This is a genomic window from Aliivibrio salmonicida LFI1238, from assembly GCF_000196495.1.
GTDB lineage: Bacteria > Pseudomonadota > Gammaproteobacteria > Enterobacterales > Vibrionaceae > Aliivibrio > Aliivibrio salmonicida.
Map to the genome: position 1 here is coordinate 3,020,970 of NC_011312.1, position 23,839 is coordinate 3,044,808.

At 40.6% G+C, this 23,839-nt stretch carries 22 protein-coding genes and 2 pseudogenes; 15 read left to right on the top strand and 9 right to left on the bottom strand.

Going from position 1 to position 23,839, the window contains the following annotated elements:
* Positions 1 to 67 precede the first annotated feature (67 nt).
* The 4 genes from frdA to frdD are packed head-to-tail and all read left to right on the top strand — an operon-like array spanning position 68 to position 3,382.
* Entirely contained in the window at positions 68 to 1,879 is a 1,812-nt protein-coding gene (gene frdA, locus VSAL_RS14650; protein WP_044583336.1) for a fumarate reductase (quinol) flavoprotein subunit, read from the top strand.
* Positions 1,879 to 2,622 (top strand): succinate dehydrogenase/fumarate reductase iron-sulfur subunit, encoded by a 744-nt coding sequence (locus VSAL_RS14655; protein ID WP_012551225.1) that lies wholly within the window; start codon positions 1,879 to 1,881, stop codon positions 2,620 to 2,622. Before frdA ends, VSAL_RS14655 begins: the two co-directional genes overlap by 1 nt.
* Before the next feature lie 2 nt (positions 2,623 to 2,624).
* On the top strand, positions 2,625 to 3,008 hold the full coding sequence (gene frdC, locus VSAL_RS14660) for a fumarate reductase subunit FrdC (RefSeq protein WP_012551226.1): 384 nt from the start codon (positions 2,625 to 2,627) through the stop codon (positions 3,006 to 3,008).
* Positions 3,009 to 3,019: 11 nt separating this feature from the next.
* Entirely contained in the window at positions 3,020 to 3,382 is a 363-nt protein-coding gene (gene frdD / locus VSAL_RS14665; protein WP_012551227.1) for a fumarate reductase subunit FrdD, read from the top strand.
* Positions 3,383 to 3,573: 191 nt separating this feature from the next.
* Here frdD and efp read toward each other — a convergent pair whose 3' ends face one another.
* Positions 3,574 to 4,140 (bottom strand): elongation factor P, encoded by a 567-nt coding sequence (gene efp / locus VSAL_RS14670; RefSeq protein ID WP_012551228.1) that lies wholly within the window; start codon positions 4,138 to 4,140, stop codon positions 3,574 to 3,576.
* Between the two features lie 32 nt (positions 4,141 to 4,172).
* Here efp and epmB point away from each other — a divergent pair, with 32 nt between their 5' ends.
* Complete coding sequence (gene epmB / locus VSAL_RS14675; RefSeq protein WP_012551229.1) at positions 4,173 to 5,195, top strand: EF-P beta-lysylation protein EpmB; 1,023 nt, start codon at positions 4,173 to 4,175, stop codon at positions 5,193 to 5,195.
* Between the two features lie 87 nt (positions 5,196 to 5,282).
* Here epmB and pfkA read toward each other — a convergent pair whose 3' ends face one another.
* The 3 genes from pfkA to VSAL_RS14690 form a co-directional block, all read right to left on the bottom strand.
* On the bottom strand, positions 5,283 to 6,245 hold the full coding sequence (pfkA, locus tag VSAL_RS14680) for a 6-phosphofructokinase (RefSeq protein WP_012551230.1): 963 nt from the start codon (positions 6,243 to 6,245) through the stop codon (positions 5,283 to 5,285).
* 218 nt (positions 6,246 to 6,463) lie between these two features.
* Positions 6,464 to 7,369 carry a CDF family cation-efflux transporter FieF gene (fieF, locus tag VSAL_RS14685; RefSeq protein WP_012551231.1) on the bottom strand — a complete coding sequence of 302 codons (906 nt, stop codon included), beginning with the start codon at positions 7,367 to 7,369 and terminating at the stop codon, positions 6,464 to 6,466.
* Positions 7,370 to 7,528: 159 nt separating this feature from the next.
* Positions 7,529 to 8,035, bottom strand: coding sequence for a CpxP family protein (locus VSAL_RS14690; protein ID WP_012551232.1), 507 nt, complete (start codon positions 8,033 to 8,035; stop codon positions 7,529 to 7,531).
* Between the two features lie 194 nt (positions 8,036 to 8,229).
* Between VSAL_RS14690 and VSAL_RS14695 the strand changes: the two genes are divergently transcribed.
* The 3 genes from VSAL_RS14695 (at position 8,230) to VSAL_RS14705 (ending at position 10,882) form a co-directional block, all read left to right on the top strand.
* Positions 8,230 to 8,913, top strand: a complete 684-nt coding sequence (locus VSAL_RS14695; RefSeq protein WP_012551233.1) for a response regulator — start codon at positions 8,230 to 8,232, stop codon at positions 8,911 to 8,913.
* A 5-nt stretch (positions 8,914 to 8,918) separates the two neighbouring features.
* Positions 8,919 to 10,307 carry an envelope stress sensor histidine kinase CpxA gene (cpxA, locus tag VSAL_RS14700; RefSeq protein ID WP_012551234.1) on the top strand — a complete coding sequence of 463 codons (1,389 nt, stop codon included), beginning with the start codon at positions 8,919 to 8,921 and terminating at the stop codon, positions 10,305 to 10,307.
* Between the two features lie 95 nt (positions 10,308 to 10,402).
* Entirely contained in the window at positions 10,403 to 10,882 is a 480-nt protein-coding gene (locus tag VSAL_RS14705; RefSeq protein WP_012551235.1) for a tRNA (cytidine(34)-2'-O)-methyltransferase, read from the top strand.
* Positions 10,883 to 10,983: 101 nt separating this feature from the next.
* Here the strand turns inward: VSAL_RS14705 and cysE are convergent, their stop codons facing one another.
* The 4 genes from cysE to VSAL_RS14725 all read right to left on the bottom strand — a co-directional run bounded on the left by cysE (position 10,984) and on the right by VSAL_RS14725 (position 14,068).
* On the bottom strand, positions 10,984 to 11,805 hold the full coding sequence (gene cysE / locus VSAL_RS14710; RefSeq protein WP_012551236.1) for a serine O-acetyltransferase: 822 nt from the start codon (positions 11,803 to 11,805) through the stop codon (positions 10,984 to 10,986).
* An 18-nt stretch (positions 11,806 to 11,823) separates the two neighbouring features.
* On the bottom strand, positions 11,824 to 12,855 hold the full coding sequence (gene gpsA, locus VSAL_RS14715; RefSeq protein WP_012551237.1) for an NAD(P)H-dependent glycerol-3-phosphate dehydrogenase: 1,032 nt from the start codon (positions 12,853 to 12,855) through the stop codon (positions 11,824 to 11,826).
* 165 nt (positions 12,856 to 13,020) lie between these two features.
* Complete coding sequence (secB, locus tag VSAL_RS14720; RefSeq protein ID WP_012551238.1) at positions 13,021 to 13,503, bottom strand: protein-export chaperone SecB; 483 nt, start codon at positions 13,501 to 13,503, stop codon at positions 13,021 to 13,023.
* A gap of 127 nt (positions 13,504 to 13,630) precedes the next feature.
* The gene (locus VSAL_RS14725; protein ID WP_012551239.1) at positions 13,631 to 14,068 is read right to left on the bottom strand and encodes a rhodanese-like domain-containing protein; all 438 of its coding nucleotides are present in this window, start codon (positions 14,066 to 14,068) and stop codon (positions 13,631 to 13,633) included.
* A gap of 221 nt (positions 14,069 to 14,289) precedes the next feature.
* On the opposite strand from VSAL_RS14725, the gene VSAL_RS14730 reads away from it, so the two are divergent.
* On the top strand, positions 14,290 to 15,435 hold the full coding sequence (locus VSAL_RS14730) for a murein hydrolase activator EnvC family protein (protein WP_012551240.1): 1,146 nt from the start codon (positions 14,290 to 14,292) through the stop codon (positions 15,433 to 15,435).
* A gap of 80 nt (positions 15,436 to 15,515) precedes the next feature.
* On the opposite strand, the gene VSAL_RS14735 is transcribed toward VSAL_RS14730, so the two are convergent.
* The gene (locus VSAL_RS14735) at positions 15,516 to 16,019 is read right to left on the bottom strand and encodes an FxsA family protein (protein ID WP_012551241.1); all 504 of its coding nucleotides are present in this window, start codon (positions 16,017 to 16,019) and stop codon (positions 15,516 to 15,518) included.
* A 414-nt stretch (positions 16,020 to 16,433) separates the two neighbouring features.
* Here VSAL_RS14735 and aspA point away from each other — a divergent pair, with 414 nt between their 5' ends.
* The 6 genes and pseudogenes from aspA to VSAL_RS14765 all read left to right on the top strand — a co-directional run bounded on the left by aspA (position 16,434) and on the right by VSAL_RS14765 (position 23,746).
* The gene (gene aspA, locus VSAL_RS14740) at positions 16,434 to 17,882 is read left to right on the top strand and encodes an aspartate ammonia-lyase (RefSeq protein ID WP_012551242.1); all 1,449 of its coding nucleotides are present in this window, start codon (positions 16,434 to 16,436) and stop codon (positions 17,880 to 17,882) included.
* Between the two features lie 203 nt (positions 17,883 to 18,085).
* A complete protein-coding gene (gene tnpA / locus VSAL_RS14745) occupies positions 18,086 to 18,400 on the top strand; it encodes an IS66 family insertion sequence element accessory protein TnpA (RefSeq protein WP_012548925.1) in 315 nt (104 codons plus the stop codon).
* Positions 18,397 to 18,744 (top strand): IS66 family insertion sequence element accessory protein TnpB, encoded by a 348-nt coding sequence (gene tnpB / locus VSAL_RS14750; protein WP_012548924.1) that lies wholly within the window; start codon positions 18,397 to 18,399, stop codon positions 18,742 to 18,744. The genes tnpA and tnpB overlap by 4 nt, the downstream gene beginning before the upstream one ends.
* 71 nt (positions 18,745 to 18,815) lie before the next feature.
* A pseudogene (locus tag VSAL_RS14755) lies at positions 18,816 to 20,305 on the top strand (IS66-like element ISVsa2 family transposase).
* 74 nt (positions 20,306 to 20,379) lie between these two features.
* Positions 20,380 to 21,679, top strand: a pseudogene (locus VSAL_RS14760) (anaerobic C4-dicarboxylate transporter).
* A 192-nt stretch (positions 21,680 to 21,871) separates the two neighbouring features.
* The gene (locus VSAL_RS14765; protein WP_012551243.1) at positions 21,872 to 23,746 is read left to right on the top strand and encodes a protein-disulfide reductase DsbD; all 1,875 of its coding nucleotides are present in this window, start codon (positions 21,872 to 21,874) and stop codon (positions 23,744 to 23,746) included.
* Positions 23,747 to 23,839 lie beyond the last annotated feature (93 nt).

Sequence of the window (23,839 nt, forward strand, 5' to 3'; positions counted from 1 at the left end):
GATTCACATAATTGATCATATTTGCATGATTAATTTAATTTTTTATCTTTTATCCCGGAGAATAACTGTGAAAACTATAACCACAGATATTGCAGTGATCGGCGCGGGCGGTGCAGGTCTACGTACCGCTATAGCAGCAGCAGAAGCGAACCCAGAGCTAAACATTGCTCTAATCTCAAAAGTTTACCCAATGCGTTCGCACACTGTTGCCGCTGAAGGTGGATCCGCAGCCGTGACCAAGGAAGAAGATACACTAGACAATCACTTCAACGATACCGTTGGTGGTGGTGATTGGCTGTGTGAACAGGATGTTGTTGAATACTTTGTAAAAAATGCATACCGCGAGATGACTCAATTAGAACAATGGGGTTGTCCTTGGAGCCGTAAAGAAAATGGCGAAGTAAACGTTCGTCGTTTTGGTGGTATGAAAGTTGAACGTACGTGGTTTGCTGCCGATAAAACGGGCTTCCACATGCTTCATACTCTGTTCCAAACTTCAATGAAATACCCTCAGATCAATCGTTATGATGAGTACTTCGTTGTCGATCTTCTTGTTGAAGATGGTCAAGTTCAAGGTTTGATTGCTATTCACATGGCTGAAGGCGAACTTATCTGTATCAAAGCTAAATCTGTTGTTTTAGCAACGGGTGGCGCAGGTCGTGTTTACCACTGTAATACTAACGGCGGTATCGTAACTGGCGATGGTATGGCAATGGCGTATCGCCATGGTATCCCTCTGCGTGATATGGAATTCGTTCAATACCACCCAACTGGCTTACCAGGTACTGGTATCTTGATGACTGAAGGTTGTCGTGGTGAAGGCGGTATCATGATCAATAAAAATGGTTACCGTTACCTACAAGATTACGGTATGGGTCCAGAAACACCTATCGGTGAGCCAAAGAACAAATACATGGAACTGGGTCCTCGTGACAAAGTTTCACAAGCATTTTGGCATGAACTTCAAAAAGGCAACACTATTAAACACCCACTGGGTGATGTAGTGCATTTGGATCTTCGTCACCTAGGTGAAGAATACCTAAATGAGCGTCTTCCGTTTATCTGTGAGCTATCAAAAGCTTACGTTAACGTTGATCCAGCTAAAGAACCAATCCCAATTCGCCCTACTGTTCACTACACCATGGGTGGTATTGAAACGGATAAGAACAACGAAACAAACATCAAAGGCCTATTCGCGGTTGGTGAATGTTCATCTGTTGGTCTTCACGGTGCAAACCGTTTAGGTTCAAACTCTCTAGCTGAGCTTGTTGTATTTGGTCGTCTTGCTGGTGAAAAAGCCGCTGAACGTGCCGCTGAATTCACAACTTGGAACGATGCTTCTATCCAAACTCAAATCGAAGCTGTTGAAGCTCGCATTGATGTTTTACTAGCACAAGAAGGCGATGAAAACTGGGCTGATATCCGTACTGAAATGGGTCACTCAATGGAAGCGGGCTGTGGTATCTACCGTAAAGAGCACGAAATGCAAGATACGGTTGATAAACTGGCTGAGCTGAAAAAACGTTACAAAAACATCAGCATCAAAGACAAAGGAAAAGTATTCAATACTGACCTTTTATACGCTATCGAAGTGGGTTACGGCCTTGAAGTTGCTGAAGCAATGGCTCACTCTGCCATTCAACGTAAAGAGTCTCGTGGTGCACACCAACGTTTAGATGAAGGTTGTACAGAACGTGATGATGTGAATTACTTAAAACACTCATTAGCGTATTACAACGAAGATGCAGCGCCAACAATCAAGTACAGTGGCGTAACCATCACAAAATCTCAACCAAAAGCTCGCCTATATGGTGAAGCAGCAGAAAAAGCAGCAGCAGAAGAAGCTGCCGCGGCGAAAAACGCAGAGGAGCAAGCATAATGACAGCTGGCAAGAGAGTCCAAAAAGTACACATTCTGCGTTATAACCCGATGACAGATTCAGAACCACATCTACAAACATTTGATGTGCCTTGTGATGATACAACATCAGTATTAGACGCATTAGGCTACATCAAAGATAACCTAGATAAAGACCTGTCTTACCGTTGGTCTTGTCGTATGGCGATCTGTGGTTCTTGCGGCATGATGGTAAACAACGTACCTAAGCTTGCATGTAAAGCGTTCTTACGTGATTACCCAGATGGGTTAACTATCGAGCCATTAGCAAACTTTGCTATTGAGAAAGACCTAATTGTTGATATGACGCCATTCATTGAGCGTTTAGAAGCAATCAAACCTTACATCATTGGTAATGACTTAACACCAGAGCAAGGACCAAATAACCAGACTCCAGAGCAAATGGCGAAATACAAACAATTCGCTGGTTGTATCAACTGTGGTCTATGTTACGCTGCTTGTCCTCAATTTGGTCTTAATCCAGAATTCATTGGCCCTGCTGCGTTAACAATGGCGCATCGTTATAATCTTGATAGCCGTGACCATGGTTCTGCGGAACGAATGAAATTAATTAATGGCGACAATGGCGCATGGGGTTGTACGTTTGTGGGTTACTGTTCTGAAGTATGTCCAAAACACGTTGACCCTGCTGCGGCAGTAAACCAAGGTAAGATCGCATCATCTCAAGACTTTCTTATCGCAATGCTTAAACCTCAGGAGGCATAAGGATGAGCAACCGTAAACCTTACGTTCGCGAAATGACACGTACGTGGTGGAAAGATCACCCTTTCTACCGTTTTTACATGGTGCGTGAAGCAACCATTCTTCCATTGATTTTCTTTACTATCTGTCTGCTTGTTGGTTTAGGTAGTTTAGTAAAAGGTCCACTGGCTTGGGCTTCATGGTTAGATTTCATGGCAAACCCTATTGTGGTTGCTTTGAACATTGTTGCTTTAGCGGGTAGCTTATTCCATGCTCAAACTTTCTTTAGCATGATGCCGCAAGTAATGCCGATTCGTCTGGGTGGTAAAACACTAGATAAAAAAGTGGTTGTGCTTGCACAATGGGCTGCAGTTGCAGCAATTACATTACTTGTATTGGTTATCGTTTAAGGAGAGTTATTGTGGTAAATCTTAATCCAAAGCGTTCTGACGAACCTGTATGGTGGGGCTTATTCGGTGCTGGCGGCACTTGGTTTGCGATGCTAACACCAGTAACAATCCTTGTTCTTGGTATTTTAGTACCACTTGGCGTGATCGGTCCTGAATCAATGAACTACCTACGTGTTGCTGGTTTTGTAACAAGCATCATTGGTGCATTATTTGTGATTGGTTCAATCTCAATGCCAATGTGGCATGCAATGCACCGTGTACACCATGGTATGCACGATCTTAAATTCCACACAGGAACAGCAGGTAAAATCGCTTGTTATGCAACGGCAGCACTAGCAACCGTTCTTTCTATTGTGTTTATCTTTATGATCTAATCTGAATTTAGATAAATAAAAAAAGGTTGGCTATCATGCCAACCTTTTTTGTATCTGTAATATTAAATGATATCGACTAGATAACAAAAAAGGCCACCGAAGCGACCTTTTTCTGACGTGTAGTACCAATCTGGATAAGCAGTTAATCACATACCTATTTAAGTTGGTATAAATACCAAGACTACTTGATATTACTTCACACGACCTACGTATTCACCCGTACGGGTATCAACTTTAACTACTTCACCGATAGCGATGAATAGCGGAACACGAACAACAGCGCCTGTTGCTAATGTAGCTGGTTTACCACCAGTACCTTGAGTATCACCTTTCAGACCAGGATCTGTTTCAGTCACTTCAATCTCAACAAAGTTTGGCGGTGTCACTGTAATTGGATTATCATTCCAAAGAGTCACAGTACAAGTGTTGTTTTCTACTAACCATTTAGCCGTGTCACCAACCGATTTAACATCAGCAGCGATTTGCTCAAAGCTTACGCTGTTCATGAAATGGAAGAATTCGCCATCGCTGTACAAGTAGTCAAGTTCTACGTCGACAACATCAGCAAGCTCAAAGCTTTCACCTGATTTAAATGTTTTTTCTAGTGTTTTACCAGAAAGCAATTTGCGAAGTTTTACACGGTTGAATGCTTGGCCTTTACCAGGTTTAACATATTCATTGTCGATAATTGAGCATGGCTCGTTATCAAACATAAATTTCAAACCGCCTTTGAATTCATTGGTACTTACTGACGCCATGATTTCCTCTTAACATCGTTGAGTTATAAATAATGTCACACATAATAACCCGAAATGACGCTCCTGTTGAGCAAAACTGGCTCAAAGAGATCTCAAATGCGATCTCAGATCCTCATCAACTGCTTTCAACTCTAGGGATTGATAGCTCGCCTTGGGAGAAAGGATTAGAAGCGAAAAAGTTATTTGCGTTACGTGTGCCGACAAGTTTTGTCGATCGAATGGAGTTTGGCAACCCTTTTGATCCTTTATTACGCCAAGTATTGCCTTTAGATCAAGAATTCGAAGTACATGACGGATATTCCACCGATCCTCTTGACGAACAAGACAACGAACAACCCGGATTACTTCATAAGTATAAAAACCGTGTTTTGTTAATTTTGAAAGGGGGCTGCGCGGTAAATTGTCGTTATTGTTTCCGTCGCCATTTTCCTTATGAAGATAATAAAGGCGGAAAATCAGTCTGGCAAAATTCCATCAACTATATTGCAGCGCACCCTGAGCTCAATGAAGTGATTCTTTCTGGTGGCGATCCTTTGATGGCAAAAGACCATGAACTTGAATGGTTAATTCAACATCTCGACAAAGTACCGCATATTAAACGTCTTCGTATTCACAGCCGTTTGCCTGTTGTCATTCCGAATCGAATTACGGATACATTATGCCGTCTATTTGCAGAGACTCGACTTCAAGTTATTTTGGTTACGCACATCAACCATGCCAATGAAATTAGTCCCTATTTCACAGATAAAATGACACAACTAAAACAAGCAAACGTCACGTTATTAAACCAAAGCGTATTACTAAAAGGCATTAACGACACATCGAAGGCTTTAACTAATTTAAGTGAAGCGCTATTTGATGCAGGGATCTTACCTTACTACCTTCATGTGTTAGACAAAGTGCAAGGTGCAGCGCATTTCTTTGTCTCTGATGAAAAAGCGAAAGAATTAATGGCAGAGCTAATAGAAAACGTATCAGGTTATCTTGTACCAACACTAGCAAGAGAGATTGGTGGCCGAAAAAGCAAAACACCACTCGACTTATATTTAGAATAGAGCGATATAAATCGACCTATTTTCCAGATATAAAAAAACCGAAGCTTATACTTCGGTTTTTCTTTTATAACTTAACAGTATTCTAAATTAGAATAACTCTTCCGCTACTTTATAAAGTTCTAGCTTCTCAGGACGACGCATATTTTCAATCGCATCGATAATATCGTGATGAACAAGTTGTTCATTTTGGATACCAACACAGCGACCGCCATGACCTTCAACAAGCAACTTAACACCGTAATTACCCATACGAGACGCTAAAATACGGTCGAATGCACCAGGCTGACCGCCACGTTGAATGTGACCAAGAACCGTAGCACGAGTCTCACGACCTGTTTCTGCTTCGATTTCTTTTGCTAATGCGTTTACATCAGTCATCAATTCAGTAATCGCAATGATTGCGTGTTTCTTACCTTTCGCAATACCATCTTGGATATTTTGAATTAATGCTTCTTTGTTTAACCCCGTTTCAGGTGTAATTACATATTCACAACCACCGGCAATTGCAGCCATTAAAGTCAAATCACCACAGTGACGACCCATAACTTCTACAATAGAAATACGTTGGTGAGAAGACGATGTATCACGTAAACGGTCAATCGCATCAATAACGGTGTTTAATGCCGTTAAGTAACCAATTGTATAGTCAGTACCCGCAATATCATTATCGATAGTGCCAGGAAGACCGATACATGGGTAACCCATCTCAGTTAACTTCTTAGCGCCCATGTAAGAACCATCACCACCGATAACAATTAAGGCATCAATATCGTGTTTCTTAAGATTTGCGATCGCTTTTTCACGAACAGCCACTTCTTTAAATTCAGGAAAACGTGCTGAACCTAAAAATGTACCGCCGCGGTTGATCATATCAGATACGCTATGGCGCTCTAATTTCTCGATACGATCTTCAACAAGACCTAAGTAGCCATCATGAATACCGAATACTTCTAAACCTTGCGTTAAGGCTGTACGAACAACACCACGAACTGCAGCATTCATACCCGGCGCATCGCCACCACTTGTTAAAACACCAATCTTCTTGACCATGGTTACCCTCTAAATATGGTTGGGAATGACAATTTCAATTTTTAATACAGCAAGTCGACTCCCTAACCAACTCGCCATTAATAATCTGTAATTTTTTTTCTTATGTAAGAGTATTACCATTTTACTGAAAAAGTTCGTTGATTCACATCAGAATCAATCACGACTATTTCATTTTTCTGTTACGAAAAAACAATAATTGCTAATAATACTACTAATTCTTACTGGATCTGTGTTTGATCTTTTCCTGAGTCTAGCACAACTGAAAGTGGGTCTTGATGAATTATAATGTCAGAATGTGGAAATACTGTTAAAAGTTCGTCTTCCACTTTATCTGCAATAATATGCGCTTCGACTAACGGCATTTGATCTGGCAACTCTAAATGCAATTGAATAAATCGAGTTGGTCCGGCTAAACGCGTACGCAAATCATGAATACCTTTTACCCCATCAACACGACAACACGCTTCTCTTATCTGCTCTAACTCTTCAATCGGCAATTGTCTATCAAGCAATGACTGAATCGCTTCATACGCCATTCTAAACGCACTGATCAATATATAAATGCCGATAATCAAAGCAAAAATAGCATCTGCTTCATGCCAACCATACCAGCTTAACGCAAGCGCCAACATAATGGCCGCGTTCATAAAAAGATCGGTTTTATAATGCAACGAATCCGCAGCAATCGCTTGGCTTCCTGTTTGCTTAACGACCCATTGCTGAACCATAACAAGCCCAAAGGTCAATATGATGGCAAAACCACTCACATAAACACCTAATTCAGGGTTTATTACATCTTGAGGGCGGAAGAAGCGCTCTACGCCATTTAACAATAAAAAACACGCCGAGCCAGAAATAAACATCGCTTGTGCTAATGCCGCAAGTGATTCCGCTTTACCGTGCCCAAAGCTGTGTTCTTCATCTGGTGGCTGAAGTGCGTAACGCACAACCAATAAATTGGTGATAGATGCTGCCATATCAAGTAATGAATCAACCAAAGACGCCAATAAACTTACCGAGCCGGTAACCCACCATGTTCCTAACTTTACTAACATTAAGATGGTTGCAACAATCGTTGCAAGCCAAGCGGCCATGGTTACTAAGGAGGCGTATTTTTTAGTCATGTTTCTTCCATTACTTACAAATCATCCTCTAGTATAAAGATTTAATTCGCTGACCGTTATTCCATTTGTTAATAAATACCTAACAAAATGAAAGCAATAAAAAAGCGAGCCTTTATTATTCATAAAGACTCGCTTTTATTTACTTCAGATTTCGCGTAATTATTTAGCGCAATCTGCCGTATATTTATCTTGGTTCGCTTTGAATTCTGTTTTTTGTTCTGGTGTTAAAACATTCATCATATCGTGGCGTTTTTTCATCATATTAACACGACGATCAATTTGTTTTTCTGACATTTTCTCGGCTAGATTACGAACAGCGGCTTCATCAAAGTTGTCCGCTAAAATAAGATTTTGCATTGCTTCATGGTCAGCTTTCATCTCAGCAGTAGGTTGACGTTTCTCCCCTTTTTTTGCTTTATGTTCTGCTTTACGATCATCACGCATTTTATCTAATTTATCTTCTTGCGCATCGGTTAAATCTAATTCTTTGAACGCTTTTTTATTGGCTTTCATCATACACTTGCCACCGTGCATACCTTCGCCATGCATGCCTTTACCTTTCATTCCGCCTTCATGGTGACTACCACCAGCAGCGAATGCAGAAGCCGACGCTAAAGAAAGAGGCAGAACAACAGCACCTAAAACTAATTTTTTAATCATATTCATTATGTTATCTCCACGATAGATAGTATTACGGTCAATGGCAGCGCCTTGCTGCTTGGTATGGAGTAATAATAGCTTACGTAAAGTAAAGCTGTGTGCTTGATGCGTAAATCAACGTAAAGGTGATTTTCAGCATTGGTATTCATCGTCATATTTGGCGATACTAAGACCATAAGAGATAACTCAGGTGAATAGTAATGGCAAAGATTTTATTGGTTGATGATGATGTAGAGCTAACCGCATTATTAAAAGATATTTTAAACTTAGAAGGCTACACCGTTGTTGAAGCCAATAATGGTATTGAGGGATTAAACGCCATTACCGATGATCTTGACCTTATTTTACTTGATATCATGATGCCTAAAATGAACGGCATGGACATGTTACGTAAACTGAGAGAAACCAACGAAACTCCCGTATTGATGCTGACCGCTAAAGGCGAAGAAATTGATCGAGTGATCGGCCTAGAGTTAGGCGCCGATGATTACCTACCAAAGCCGTTCAGTGATAGAGAGCTGCTTGCTAGAATTAGAGCAATCTTACGTCGCACTCAAGGTAAAACAAAAGAAAATCACACTAATAGCATTAAATATCAAGGTATTGAGATATTTATAGGCAAGCAAGAAGCTTACAGCCATGGGGAATTGCTTGATCTTACAGGCACCGAATTTGGGTTACTGGCTCAATTTATACAAAACCCAGGCTCCATTATTTCAAAAGAAGAATTAAGCTTAGAAGTATTAGGAAAACGCCTCGCGCCTTTTGATCGCGCAATTGACATGCACGTCTCTAATCTCAGAAAAAAATTGCCTCCATTAGCTGAAGGAAAACCACGAATTAAAACACTCCGTGGTCGTGGCTACTTATTTGTTGAGGAATAAATAAGGTGAAAAAGTACCTAACCTTTCCCCTACTCTCTAGTCTTTATGGCCGTATTTTTGCCATTTTTTGGCTGACACTGTTACTTGTTCTGATCGGCGTCGTTATTGGACCCAATTTTGATCCTCGTGATCGCCATGATATTGCCGCCGATCACCTCAGTAAAATGACTCAAATTGCGGCATATATTACAGGGAAATACTCAGAGAGTGATGATCTTAAAGCCGCATTAAAAGAGATCAGTCACAAAGCACACAATCACGACGAGAGCTTATCTCTATTTTTCACTACCCCAACAGGCGAGATATTAGATAAACCCAAAGAATTACGAGGCAGAAAAAAAGCCTTATTAAATTTCTTAACCTTATCGGATGATCCCAAACTTCCACAACAGAAATTGTATGCAAGAACCATGATGGCTGGCCCATTTGATATCATTATCGCAAAAGAAACGGTTTATATGTACGTCGGACGCTATTGGAAAAAGCCTCCCCCTTTTATTCTTCGAATTCTTGATAAACCAATACAATTACTGCTTGTCACCATGCTAATTAGTACCCCCTTTCTGCTTTGGCTTGCATGGGCATTAAGCCAACCAGCAAGACGATTACAAAAAGCCGCTGAACGCGTTGCTAAAGGTCAATTTGAACAAGATAAACGTTTAGAAAAAGGGCCTAAAGAATTCAGAAAAACAGGACAAAGCTTCAATCAAATGGTCGGTTCATTAAATACCATGATCTCTGGACAACAGCGCTTATTATCTGATATTTCTCACGAACTGAGATCCCCACTGACTCGACTACGAATGGCAACCGCGCTTGCCACTCGAAAACAAGGGGAAAGCTCAGAACTATCACGTATCGATATGGAAGCAGAGCGCCTTGAGCAAATGATATCGGAACTATTAGAGTTGTCTCGAATTCAAGTAAATAGCCATCAAGAACGAGAAGAAACAGACGCGTACTCACTGTGGTTTGATATTTTAGAAGACGCAAAATTTGAAGCGGAACACTTAAACAAAAATCTTACTTATTCGGGCCTTGAAGAAATCGCCGTTTTTGGTAATCCAAACCTGTTAATGAGTGCGGTAGAAAACGTGATTCGAAATGCCATTAAGTATGGCAATGACATCATCACGATTAATTTAACGGAAAACCAAAAAACCATCACCATTCACGTGGATGATAATGGCGAAGGGGTCCCCGATGATGAGCTACAAGACATTTTCAAGCCTTTCTACCGAGTATCTACCGCCCGTGATAGAAGCAGCGGCGGCACTGGTTTGGGACTCGCAATAACAGAAAGTGCGATTCGCCAGCACAACGGGACAATACTCGCGAGTAAAAGTCCTCTAGGTGGATTGCGAATGACAATATCTTTACCGATATCTCATTAATTTAGAGGTAGATGCCTATCTCTCTTAAAAGTGGATGAAAGATAAACACACCATGGATATACTGACACCACTTTCTATTTTATTAAGACAACATTATGTTTGAAATTGCACTATACGAACCTGAAATTGCACCAAATACAGGTAACATTATTCGTTTGTCTGCGAACTGCGGTGCCAACTTGCACTTAATTGAACCATTAGGTTTTGATCTAGAAGAAAAAAAATTACGCCGAGCAGGATTGGACTACCACGATTTAGCTCATGTAAAACGCCATAAAGATTATGCGGCGTTTCTTGATTACTTAGAAAATGAAAGTGAAGGCGAGCACCGTATTTTTGCTTGTACTACCAAAACAACAGGTCACCATACGACACCAAGCTATCAAAAAGGGGACGTTCTATTGTTTGGTCCTGAGACGCGTGGTTTACCCGCAGAGTTAATTGAAGGCTTACCAATGGAGCAACGTGTTCGTATACCTATGATGGCAGACAGTCGCAGTTTGAACTTATCAAACTCAGTGGCCATCATCGTGTTTGAAGCATGGCGTCAAATGGGCTTTGAAGGCGGACTATAGCTTTTCACTTCCCACGGTTCAAATACAAAAATAGCCACGATTAAGTGGCTATTTTTTTGTCGGTATAAACACGCAATAGAATGAATTAACTTACTCTAAGATTAAATACCATCACCAGACATAAACGTCTGAGACTTACCATTAAATTGTTGATCCATATCTAGAGACGGCATCTCTGAACTAGGGCGACCCACAATTTTGGCCGGAACCCCTGCCACTGTCGTATGAGGTGGAACCGCTTGAAGCACAACAGAACACGAACCAATCTTCGCACCGACACCAACTTCAATATTACCTAAAATCTTAGCGCCTGCACCAATCATAACCCCTTGACGGATCTTAGGATGACGATCACCACACTCTTTGCCAGTACCACCTAGCGTTACGTCTTGAAGGATAGAAACATCGTTCTCAACCACAGCCGTTTCGCCGATAACAATGCCCGTAGCATGGTCAAACATGATCCCTTTACCAATGGTAGCCGCAGGGTGAACATCCACTTGGCATGCAACAGAAATTTCATTCTGTAAGTAGGTTGCTAACGCTATTCGTCCTTGTTTCCATAGCCAGTTTGAAACACGATAACCTTGCAGCGCGTGATACCCTTTTAAGTACAATAAAGGCATTGAGTACATTGAAACCGCAGGATCTCGAGTTACCGTCGCACAAATATCGCACGCGGCCGCATCCGTAATACTTGGGTCGGAGGCGAACGCCTCTTCCACCACTTCACGAACCGCCATCGCAGGCATTGAAGCCGTGGCTAATTTATTCGCAAGAATGTAACTTAACGACGCCGCTAAATTTTCATGTTTAATGATGGTGGCATGATAAAAGCTTGCAAGTATGGGTTCTTGCTCAGATTGCTCGCGCGCTTCCTGAACAATTTTTTCCCATACTTTGTGTTTCTTACATTCATTCATCTTCATACCATCCTTGAATTACGATTCTGATTTTTTGTCGCGTGCTAATAAATCCTGCGCAGCAACTCTTGCATCTTTCCCTTGATACAATACTTGATAAATTTGCTCAACTATAGGCATTTCAACACCCATTCGTTCTGCAAGTAAAAACACTTCTTTCGTGTTTCTATACCCTTCTACAACTTGTCCGATTTCAACCTGAGCACTTTCTACGTCCCCACCTTGACCTAAAGCAAGACCAAAACGACGGTTGCGTGATTGGTTATCAGTACAAGTAAGCACTAAATCGCCCAAACCGGCCATCCCCATAAAGGTTTCCGCTTCAGCGCCTAATGCCACACCTAAACGGGTCATTTCTGCCAAACCACGAGTAATTAATGCCGTACGTGCATTTGCACCAAAACCAATGCCATCAGACATACCCGCCCCAATCGCGATCACATTTTTCACAGCACCGCCAAGTTGCATTCCAGTGAAGTCATTATTCGCATACACACGGAACGTTTTTGAACAGTGAATTTTCTCTTGAAGATCTTTCACAAATTGCTTATCAGGAGACGCCACAGCAATCGCGGTTGGCATACCAGAAGCAAGTTCTTTAGCAAAAGTAGGTCCAGATAAGACAGCCAGAGAGTGTGATTCACCCAATGCTTCTACTGCCACTTCTTTTAATAAACGACCTGTTTCAGGCTCAAGCCCTTTTGTCGCCCAACATACGCGAGAATCTTCACGTAGAAACGGTTTCACATTACCTAGCACTAATCCAAACACATGACTTGGCACAACCACCAATAAATCACGACTTGCTTGAACGGCTTTTTCTAAATCAGTTTCCATGAATAATGACGGTGGAAAAACAACACCAGGCAGAAATTCTTCATTCGCACGATCAGCGTCTAAACGATCCATATGCGCTTTCTCGTGTCCCCATAAAATGACTTTTGCGCCATTACGAGCTAACGAAATTGCCAGCGATGTACCATAAGAACCGGCACCAAGTACGGTCATATAAATATCAGAGTAATCGTTTTGTGTTGTCATTGTGACCATCCAAAAACTGGTATCAAAAGATACTAGGGTAATAAAAACAAAATGCACTTGTTATCAAAATATAGGAGCTATAGTAGATATAGAAACCATATTAGATAAAAAAGTGCATTTATTCTCTACAAATCAGTCAATAGTGAAAAATCATTAACTGGTTTTCTTCAAAAATTACGCTTCAGCGGGTGCTTCAGCGGGTGCTTCTGCGGTTTCTGAAGCTTGGTTTTGTAGGTAATTCATGAACAATGCGTCAAAGTTAGCAGGCGCAAGGTTAAGTTGTGGGAACGTACCTTTAACCACTAGGCTAGAGATCGTTTCACGAGCGTATGGGAAAAGAATGTTCGGGCAGAATGCACCTAGACAATGTGCTAGCTGAGCTTCTTCCATTTGACCAGCAGTAAAGATACCACCTTGTTGAACTTCACATAAGAATGCAGTTTCTTCTTCGTTTTTAACCGTTACAGTTAAACGTAAGATTACTTCGTAAACACCTTCACCAAGTTCACGACTTTGAGTATCAAGATCCAGTTTAACGTCTGGATTCCACTCTTTTTGGAACATGTTTGGAGAGTTAGGCGCTTCAAAAGAAACATCTTTTAAGAAGATACGTTGAATTGCAAAGTTTTGTTGTTCTTGTTGTGCTGCTTCAGCCATGGGAAAGTCCTTTATATCAATAAGTATGAACGCAGAATAACGATGTCATGCCACTCTGCATTCGTAATATCCAAAAAATGAGCCAGATATCACATCAAAATGAATTAGTTGCCTAGGAATTCGACAATTACTTTTTGCCTTTAACTAACGGTAAGTTAGCTTCATTCCAAGAGATCAAACCGTTTTTAAGCAGTTTAACTTGCTCAAAACCTGCTTTATGCAAATCATTTGCAGCAGCTTGAGCTGTTTGACCCGTCTTACATACAACAATAATTGGGGTAGTTTTTGAGTTTTCAAGACCGGCTAAGTTACCCGCTTTGATGTCGCTTGGTAAAATGTGACGTGCATCCGTAATGTGGCCTGATTTGAATTCGTCTTTAGAACGAACATCAACAACGATCGCGTTTTCACGGTTCATTAACGTTGTTGTTTGTGCTGAATCAACTTCTTGGTAGCCCGCTGTTTTTTGTTTAACTACGTTCTGAAGTAACGCAACAACAATACCAATCCATACAACAGCTAAAATCATGTTGTTGGTTACAAAATCGATGATTGACGTTTCCATATTCTATTCTCTGATTTTTAAGGCAACTCCGTATCATAAGATATCATCATTACCATGGGCTCTAAAATTAAGGCGAAAGTATACCTTAGCGTATCTTCATAGACTAGTAAGGATAAAGAAACAGCGTTATACAAAGAAAATGCTGTGATATTGGTTTTACAATTGAGACCAAACACCAACTCTGCCTAGTCAGAGTCCCCTCTATCTGAAATAATGCAACGATGAACATATACTCTTTAACTAAGCCTTTTTCTTGTCGTCAATTCTGTACGACAGCTTTACTGTGCCTGATGATTTCAATCCCTGCGACAGCTCATGCAAATGACGCAGAGTTAAAAGGAATGAAACAAGAAATATCTCGTCAAAGCACAGTATTAAACAAACAGAAAAAAGAGTTATCTAGCCTTCAAAGAAGTCTTAAAAAACACGAAGTCTCTATTGCGAGTGCCTCGACTAAAATCCGTAACGCAGAAAGTGAATTATCAAGCCTAAAACAATCGATAACGACACTTAAGCAACAACAATCTGAATTGACTCAACAACAGATTGGACAGACAGAAGTACTCAAAGACCTGCTCGTTAACTATTATCTCATCAGTCGAAATAATCAACTGTCTAACGTTCTCAGTGGTGATGACGTGACAAAAATTGACCGCATGACTCAATATGCACAACGATTATCAGAAGCTCGTGTCGGCGCTATTTCTCAACTTGAATTTACAACCGTACAACTTGAGGAAAAAGAAGCTGCCCTCATTAAGCAGCAGCAGCGTCAAAGTGAGTTAGTCGCTCAATATAAAAAAGAGAAATCGACCCTACAAGGTTCTCAGAATAAACGTCAACAAACCGTTTCAAGTATCAAAAAACGTATTTCAAATGAAAACGGATACTTAAATGAGCTTCAACAAAATGAAAAACGTTTAAAAGTTGCCATCGCAAAAGCAAAAGCCCAAAACAATGTACCGATGGATGGATTAGCCCGTCAAAAAGGTCGTCTACCTTGGCCTGTGAGTGGTGCAAAAACATTGCACAGCTTTGGTACTAAACAAACAGGACAATTAACCTGGAAAGGAATGGTTCTTGCGAGTGATTACGGCCAACCCGTAAAAGCGGTCTACTCTGGTAAAGTGGTCTTTGCTGATTGGTTACGTGGCTATGGTTTGATGGTATTGATTGATCACGGTAAAGGTGACATGACGCTATATGGTTACAACCAAAGTTTAATGAAGAAAGAAGGCGATAAAGTGAAAGCGGGAGAAACCATTGCGGTGGTTGGTGATAGTGGTGGTCAAGACAGACCTTCATTGTACTTTGAAATCCGTCGTAACAGTAAAGCACAAAACCCCCGTTCTTGGTTAAGACGCTAATAGAAAAAATTTATCCATTAAAAAAGCCGCGTTATCGACGTCTATTTATAGAGAGTGATCACGCGGCTTTTTTTATTTCATTATTTCAATGTTTTATTCGGATCGTCTTCTTTACGTTGAAACTCACCTTCAAACACATCGCCCTGTTGATCCTGCTGATTCGCTTGACCAAATGGGTCATGTTGACCAAAACCAGCATGAAAGCCACCTTGCGAACTACCAAGACCATTCACTTTTACACGACTCATGATTTGTTTTGCAAGCATTGCACGTGGGGCTGGTAATAAAATCAACATTCCTAACGCATCCGTCATAAAGCCGGGAGTCAGTAATAAAACACCAGATACGGCAAGCATAACGCCTTCAACAATTTGCTGTGCTGGCAATTCACCTTGCTGCATTTTTGATTGAACAGACATTAACGTTTGAATGCCTTGGCTACGAACCAGAGATGCCCCAACAAAGGCAGTGATTAGCACTAACGCAATCGTCGGCCACATTCCGATCATGCCTCCTACTTGCACAAATAAGGCAATTTCAATGATAGGAACAAAAATAAACATCACTAATAAAATAGGAAACACGGTTCACCTCAATAGGGTTTAATATAGTAGTCGTAGTGTAGCAGGCCTTATGACCTATTCACTTTTTCTTTCTCTATTATAATAGATGCGGCACATCAACTCTCTTTTCAAGAAAAAAGACTGTAAAAGAATGTAAACAGCCATCAATTTCATTAACTCAAGTAGCAGTTATATAACCTATAAAGTAAAGATATTAACAACTAATGAGAGCATTATCTCAATTTGAAATATTTTGCAAAAACTAGACTATAAAAGTGATCAAGTTAACACTTTTACCCCTAAAGAGGTGTATGATGACTTCAAAACAAGGCATCAGGTACGATATTGATCACTTCTGACGAACGGACTCTACTCGCAGGCATGGTCACTTGGAAAGAATCCAATAATTAAAATATAGAACCTTAAAGGCTTACTATGACTCAGATGCTTGATTTAGAAAAAACAAATACCGCAACTCGTATTGAAGAAGATTTACTAGGTGAACGCCACGTTCCCGCTGATGCTTACTACGGCATCCATACTCTTCGTGCGATGGAAAACTTCAACATTTCAAACGTCACGATCTCTGATGTTCCAGAATTAGTTCGTGGCATGATCTATACGAAAAAAGCAGCTGCTTTAGCAAACAAAGAATTAGGTGCTATTCCTTCACAAGTTGGTGAATACATCATCAAAGCATGTGACTTAATTCTTGAAACTGGCAAATGCATGGATCAGTTCCCATCAGATGTATATCAAGGTGGCGCTGGTACCTCTGTAAACATGAACGCAAATGAAGTTATCGCAAACGTTGCTCTTGAACTTATGGGCAAAGAGAAAGGCGAATACGACATCATTAACCCTAACGATCACGTTAACCGCTCTCAATCAACTAACTGTGCATACCCAACGGGTTTCCGCGTTGCTGTATACAACAGCATGATGAAATTGATTGAAGCGATCGAATACCTAAAAGGTGCATTCGATCTTAAAGATCAAGAATTCCGTAACGTTCTAAAAATGGGTCGTACTCAACTTCAAGATGCAGTTCCAATGACAGTAGGTCAAGAATTCCACGCTTGGGGCGTATTGCTTAAAGAAGAAGTGAAAAACCTTAATTACACAGCGCAACTTCTTTTAGAAGTAAACATCGGTGCAACGGCAATCGGTACTGGCTTAAACGCGGCGACGGGTTACCAAGAAGCGGCAGTTCGTCATCTAGCTGAAATAACGGGTCTAGAATGTGTTGCTGCTGAAGATTTAATCGAAGCGACTTCTGACTGTGGTGCTTACGTAATGATCCACGGTTCACTAAAACGTACTGCGGTTAAATTATCTAAAATCTGTAACGATTTACGTCTTCTTTCTTCTGGCCCTCGTGCTGGTTTCAATGAATTGAACTTACCTGAGCTTCAAGCGGGTTCTTCAATCATGCCTGCAAAAGTAAACCCAGTAATTCCAGAAGTTGTAAACCAAGTATGTTTCAAAGTAATTGGTAACGATACAACAGTGACTTTCGCTGCTGAAGCGGGCCAACTGCAATTAAACGTAATGGAACCTGTTATTGGTCAAGCCCTATTCGAATCTATCGAAATCTTGAAAAATGCATGTGTAAACTTACGTGACAAGTGTATCGATGGTATCACTGTAAACAAAGAAATATGTGAAGCTCATGTATTTAACTCTATCGGTATCGTTACTTACCTAAACCCATTCATTGGCCACCACGAAGGTGACATTGTTGGTAAGATTTGTGCTGAAACAGGTAAAAACGTTCGCGATGTAGTTCTTGAACGTGGTCTTCTAACAGAAGAGCAACTAGATGATATCTTCTCAGTAGAAAACCTGATGCACCCACAATACAAAGCAAAACGTTACGAATAATTCGTATCACCTCAAATAGCGAGCTCACTGAAGCTCGCTTTTTTTATCTTCTCAATATTTTATTTACAAAACACTCAATTAAACATTCATTCATCTTTTTATTGCATTGGTATATACACACCGTAAGCGTGCGGGGAACTACACCTAACAAATAAAATTCATTATGCGTATCTTACGATCTTTCATTTAACGAGAACGTAATTATGCAAAAAGATAAAAAGAGAACACCAGAGCAATGGCACGCTCTATTTGAATCTCAGCAATCTAGCAAGCTTAGTGCCGCTGAATTTTGTCGTAACCATAATATTCTGCCAAAGACATTTAGTGCACGTAAAGCACGATGGAAACAAAAGATTAACGCTTCTACTTTCTTGAAAGTAGAAGCGTTAACATCAACTATCATCGCCACTCCACAATTACCAGATATTCAACTTTCTATCGGAAAATTGCGATTAACATTGCCAGCTAATACTGAACCTCACTGGATAGGACTCTTATTAAAAGGGTATCAATCATGAATGTATTTACTGATGTTTCCACCATTTATCTTCATCGTGATTTTGTCGATTTTCGCAAGGCCATTAATGGCCTTGTCGTGATTGTTGAGCAAGAAATGCAACTATCACCGTTTAGTGATGCTCTATTTATATTTTGCAATAAGCCTCGTGATAAACTCAAAATATTGTATTGGGATAAAACAGGATTCGCTTTATGGTACAAGCGATTAGATGAAGACCGCTTCAAATGGCCACGAAATATAAATAACGATACGTTAGCATTATCAGAGCAGCAACTGACACTGCTATTACAAGGTTTTGATATCTTAGGACATCAACCAGTACATTATCAAACAACCCTTTAAATAGTTGATTCTCAGTCAAGAATAGGAGGCAACCGATTGATTACCTGTATTATCGTTATATAGTCATCTACATGACTGATAAAATAAAACCACTTCCTGATACCATTGACGAGCTGAAAGCACTTGTGCTTCAGCTTGAAAATAAATATAACCGTCTTCTAGAGCAATTTCGGCTGGCTCAACATCAGCGCTTTGGTAAAAGCAGTGAATCTGACTCGACTCAATTTGATTTATTCAATGAAACAGAAGAAGAAATCATCATTGAAAATGATGACACACAAACGATTACCTACACTCGTCAAAAGCCAAAACGCCAACGCTTACCTGAAGACTTACCGCGTACTGTTATTATATCCACGACATAAAAGATAAAACTTGTAAGTGTTGCGGTCTAGAGATGCATGCGATGGGTAAAGACATCAGTGAAAAGTTGGAATTTGTACCAGCTAAAGTGGAAGTTATTCAACATGTTCGTCCTAAATATGCTTGCCGAAATTGTGAAAAAAACAATACTTCAGTAGACATTAAACAAGCCCCAATGCCAGCGTCACCAATCCCTAAAGGGATTGCGACCGCAAGTTTACTTGCTCAAATTATTACGGCTAAATTTCAATACAGTCTTCCACTTTATCGTCAAGAAACGTTATTTCAGCAATGGGGTATCATTATTGGACGGCGAACGATGGCTGATTGGTTAATAAAATGCTCGGTATTATTTACCCCTCTTAATAACGAGTTACATCGTATTTTGCTTGAACAACCCACTCTGCATTGTGATGAAACAACGGTAAATGTGTTGGATGTTGAAAAAGCAAAATGTTATATGTGGGTCTACTGCTCTGGCTATGATTCTCCAGGCTCTGGTGTTTTGCCTGGAATTGTACTTTATGATTATCAATCTAGTAGGCATGGCTACCATCCAGTTAACTTTTTAAAAGGTTATAACGGGTATTTACATACCGATGGTTACCAAGGTTATGAACAAACTGAAGCGATGTTAGTTGGCTGTTGGGCACACGCACGTCGACGATTTATTGAGGCTCAACGTGTTCAAGTAAAAGGGAAAACAGGGAGTGCAGATTGGGTATTGAGTAAAATCCAAAAGCTATACCGGATCGAATCGTTATTAAAAGAGGCTTCCCCTGAAGCCAAGTATGTTGCTAGGCAGACAGAAGCCCGCGATTTACTTAAAGAGCTCCGTGATTGGCTTGATAGCGCAGTTAGTCGAGTATCACCTAAAACAAAATTAGGTGAGGTGATTAGCTATACATTAAATCAATGGGATAAATTAGTTCGTTATATTGATGATGGATTGTTATCTATTGATAACAATCGAGCAGAGCGAGCGGTTAAACCGTTTGTTATCGGCCGGAAAAACTGGTTATTTTCGGGTTCAACGGCTGGTGCAGATTCAAGTGCAATGCTTTACAGCATTGTAGAAACAGCAAAGGCAAACGGATTAATCCCTTACGATTATATTAGGTATTGTCTAGATCGTTTATGTGTTGGATCGCCAGATATCGATTCACTTTTACCTTGGAATGTAAAAGACAAGGTGTAGTTCCCCGCACGCTTACTACACACCTAATAAAAGTCTGAAATGATTATTTTAATTTTAAACATTGGAGTTACATTATGATTGCTGTACAACTTCTTGTCGTACTGCTGTTCATCTATTTAGGTGCACGCATCGGCGGTATTGGTATTGGATTTGCGGGTGGTGCGGGCGTTCTTGTTCTTACCATGATCTTAGGTTTAGATGCAGGTTCTATCCCTATTGATGTTATTTTAATCATCATGTCTGTAATCACGGCTATTGCTGCAATGCAAGTGGCTGGCGGTATGGATTGGTTGGTTGACCTAGCAGAAAAATTCTTACGCAAAAATCCAAAACGTATTACTTTCTACGCACCAATCGTGACTTACTTCATGACAATGCTAGCAGGAACAGGACACACGGCATTCTCTACGCTTCCAGTAATTGCTGAAGTAGCTAAAGAACAAGGTGTTCGCCCATCTCGCCCACTTTCTATCGCTGTTGTTGCTTCTCAAATTGCAATCACTGCGTCTCCAATCTCAGCGGCAGTTGTTTTCTTCTCTGGCATCCTTGAGCCATTAGGTGTGGATTACTTAACGCTATTAGCGGTATGTATTCCTTCTACATTCCTAGCATGTATGGTTGGTGCATTCGTTGCTAACTTCCTAGGTTGTGAGTTAAAAGATGATCCTGTTTATCAAGATCGCCTTGCAAAAGGTCTAATCAAAATGAACGGCACAGGTAAACGTGAAATCTTACCTACGGCAAAAACATCTGTTTATATCTTCTGTGTTGCCATCGTAGCCGTTGTTGCTTATGCAACGATGATCAGTGGCAGTGTGGGTCTTATTGAACACCCAACCATTGGCCGAAATGAAGCAATTATGGCGCTAATGCTAACAGCAGCGGCTGCTATTGTTACTTTCACTAAGATTGATGCCTCTAAAATTGCTAACGCAGCAACCTTCAAATCAGGCATGAGTGCATGTGTGTGTGCTTGGTGTAGCATGGCTTGGTGATACCTTCGTTTCTTCTCACATTGGTGAAATCAAAGAGTTCTCTGCTGAGATCCTTGCACAATACCCGTGGATGCTAGCGATTGTTTTATTCTTTGCTTCAATGTTGCTTTACTCTCAAGGCGCAACAACGACAGCATTAATGCCTGCTGCATTGGCAATCGGTGTTGCACCTATCACTGCCGTTGCTTCTTTTGCTGCGGTAAGTGCGTTGTTCGTTCTTCCTACTTATCCAACGCTTCTGGCGGCGGTTGAAATGGATGACACCGGCTCAACACGTATTGGTAACCTTGTATTCAACCACCCATTCTTCATCCCGGGTGTTGCAACGATTTCTACTTCTGTTGCTCTAGGTTTCTTATTTGGTGGCATTATTCTTTAATTAAGAAGACTCAAACATCTCTTTCAATGGCAGCTAATTTAGCTGCCATTTTTTATATCTCAATAATCGATTTAAAGAGGAAAAAATCTCAAAAAACGGATCATAGATGTTAGTGCGAATTGATATTATACTTGCTGAACTCTTGACCATTTCGATAGTCATATCCGTATCTATTTTTATAAAGACCCCCACATGACGAATTTACTCCGATTTAGAGCCGCCCTTTTATCATTCTTCATTTTATTTGCGTCCTTTGCACCCCAAGCGGTTGCGGCTTTTGATTTAACTAAACTACAAAATCAACAAGACTCTTCTTTTGTGACCGTAAATGAAGCCTTCCCATTCAACTTCATGCAACAAGGGGATCGCGTCTATTTAGATTGGCAAGTAAAACCTGATTATTACTTATATCAGCAGCGTATTTCAGTCTCAGCGCATGATGCTAACATTGCCGACTTAGTCATGGAACAAGGCACGCCTCATAACGATGAATTTTTTGGTGATGTTAATATCTACACCAAGCCATTGACCATCACTGTGCCACTCATCTCAGTCGATAAAGATGCAGAGCTAACCGTTCGTTATCAAGGGTGTGCAAAAGCAGGATTCTGTTATCCACCAGAAATCCGTAAAATCCCATTATCCATGCTCACAGCCTCAAGCTCAAGCTCATACCAAAACGAAACGGCAAATACTCATGTGGTAGCCAAAAGCGAAACCGCACCAGTGAGCGTAGAAAAAGCGACATCACCATCGGTAAATAGTCTAAATACCGCTGGTATTCAACAACCAAAAAATCAAACTCAACAGCAAGCGCTTGCAAGCGATCTGGGTGATGCTTGGTGGACTCCGTTTTTATTCTTAGCGTTAGGTATTGGTCTTGCGTTTACTCCTTGTGTGTTACCTATGTACCCTATTTTAACGGGCATTGTTTTAGGTGGCGGTAAACTTTCTCACGGTAAAGCCTTCAAACTGTCTTTTGTCTATGTTCAAGGCATGGCTCTTACTTACACCTTACTTGGGTTAGTCGTTGCTTCTGCCGGTCTACAATTCCAAGCAGCATTACAACATCCCTACGTTCTTATTGGTTTGAGTGTGATGTTTGTGCTGTTGGCACTGTCCATGTTTGGTGTTTACACCATTCAATTACCAAGCAGCTTACAAACCAAATTAAACGACATCAGTAACCAACAAAAAGGCGGTAACTTAGGTGGCGTATTTGCGATGGGTGCGATCTCTGGTTTAGTGTGCTCACCATGTACGACTGCACCACTGTCTGGTGCGTTACTTTATGTAGCAAAAAGTGGGGACTTACTAACAGGCGCTGTTGCGTTGTATGCCTTAGCGATTGGTATGGGTATCCCATTAATTTTAGCCGCAGTATTTGGTAATAAGCTACTACCAAAAGCAGGCGTATGGATGACGTATGTGAAAACCCTATTTGGTTTTATTCTTCTCGCGGTTCCAGTCTTCTTATTAGAGCGAATTCTTCCTCATAACATCACGCCATTTATTTGGTCTGCTCTTGGGATCGTAGCATTTGGTTGGTTATATCATGTCAAAGCAACGATGCCCCAATCATGGAAAACAAGTGTTGCTGGTATCATCGCTATTTTAGGTATCGTCGGCTCAGCTATTCCTGTCATCGATGCCATATCAGGGAAAACATCGAGCCAAGTTGCCACTACTCAAGCGGTAGCCTTTAAGCGCATCTCTACTATTGATGAATTAAACAAAGAGCTTAAGGTAGCAAAAATTCAAGGCAAGCCTGTGATGCTCGATTTCTATGCAGATTGGTGTGTCGCTTGTAAAGAATTTGAAAAATACACCTTTCATGATGAAAACGTTGAACCGTTACTATCCAACTTTATTTTGTTGCAAGCCGATGTCACCAAAAACAGCCCAGTTGATATTGAATTATTAAAACAACTTAAGGTGTTAGGTTTGCCTACCATAGATTTTTGGAATGCAAATGGCGATTATTTATCAGACTCTCGTCTTACGGGATTCATGAAAGCAGAGCCGTTTATTCAGCATTTGCAACAAAATGTGAGCTTGGTTGAATAATTTTGCTCCTTTATTGACCAAAATCATTAGCATTACGAAGGTACTTATTTTACAATGCGAATTAACGCAATTAAGCGAACAATTACATTAATT

Excerpts from the sequence above, each read along its gene's own strand:
- efp (WP_012551228.1), bottom strand. The coding sequence starts at position 4,140 with ATGGCGTCAGTAAGTACCAATGAATTCAAAGGCGGTTTGAAATTTATG.
- VSAL_RS14695 (WP_012551233.1), top strand. The coding sequence starts at position 8,230 with ATGGCAAAGATTTTATTGGTTGATGATGATGTAGAGCTAACCGCATTA.
- VSAL_RS14690 (WP_012551232.1), bottom strand. The coding sequence starts at position 8,035 with ATGAATATGATTAAAAAATTAGTTTTAGGTGCTGTTGTTCTGCCTCTT.
- VSAL_RS14765 (WP_012551243.1), top strand. The coding sequence starts at position 21,872 with ATGACGAATTTACTCCGATTTAGAGCCGCCCTTTTATCATTCTTCATT.
- VSAL_RS14725 (WP_012551239.1), bottom strand. The coding sequence starts at position 14,068 with ATGGAAACGTCAATCATCGATTTTGTAACCAACAACATGATTTTAGCT.
- epmB (WP_012551229.1), top strand. The coding sequence starts at position 4,173 with ATGTCACACATAATAACCCGAAATGACGCTCCTGTTGAGCAAAACTGG.
- fieF (WP_012551231.1), bottom strand. The coding sequence starts at position 7,369 with ATGACTAAAAAATACGCCTCCTTAGTAACCATGGCCGCTTGGCTTGCA.
- tnpB (WP_012548924.1), top strand. The coding sequence starts at position 18,397 with ATGAATGTATTTACTGATGTTTCCACCATTTATCTTCATCGTGATTTT.
- pfkA (WP_012551230.1), bottom strand. The coding sequence starts at position 6,245 with ATGGTCAAGAAGATTGGTGTTTTAACAAGTGGTGGCGATGCGCCGGGT.
- VSAL_RS14655 (WP_012551225.1), top strand. The coding sequence starts at position 1,879 with ATGACAGCTGGCAAGAGAGTCCAAAAAGTACACATTCTGCGTTATAAC.
- tnpA (WP_012548925.1), top strand. The coding sequence starts at position 18,086 with ATGCAAAAAGATAAAAAGAGAACACCAGAGCAATGGCACGCTCTATTT.
- aspA (WP_012551242.1), top strand. The coding sequence starts at position 16,434 with ATGACTCAGATGCTTGATTTAGAAAAAACAAATACCGCAACTCGTATT.
- VSAL_RS14705 (WP_012551235.1), top strand. The coding sequence starts at position 10,403 with ATGTTTGAAATTGCACTATACGAACCTGAAATTGCACCAAATACAGGT.
- cysE (WP_012551236.1), bottom strand. The coding sequence starts at position 11,805 with ATGAATGAATGTAAGAAACACAAAGTATGGGAAAAAATTGTTCAGGAA.
- VSAL_RS14730 (WP_012551240.1), top strand. The coding sequence starts at position 14,290 with ATGAACATATACTCTTTAACTAAGCCTTTTTCTTGTCGTCAATTCTGT.
- frdC (WP_012551226.1), top strand. The coding sequence starts at position 2,625 with ATGAGCAACCGTAAACCTTACGTTCGCGAAATGACACGTACGTGGTGG.
- secB (WP_012551238.1), bottom strand. The coding sequence starts at position 13,503 with ATGGCTGAAGCAGCACAACAAGAACAACAAAACTTTGCAATTCAACGT.
- gpsA (WP_012551237.1), bottom strand. The coding sequence starts at position 12,855 with ATGGTCACAATGACAACACAAAACGATTACTCTGATATTTATATGACC.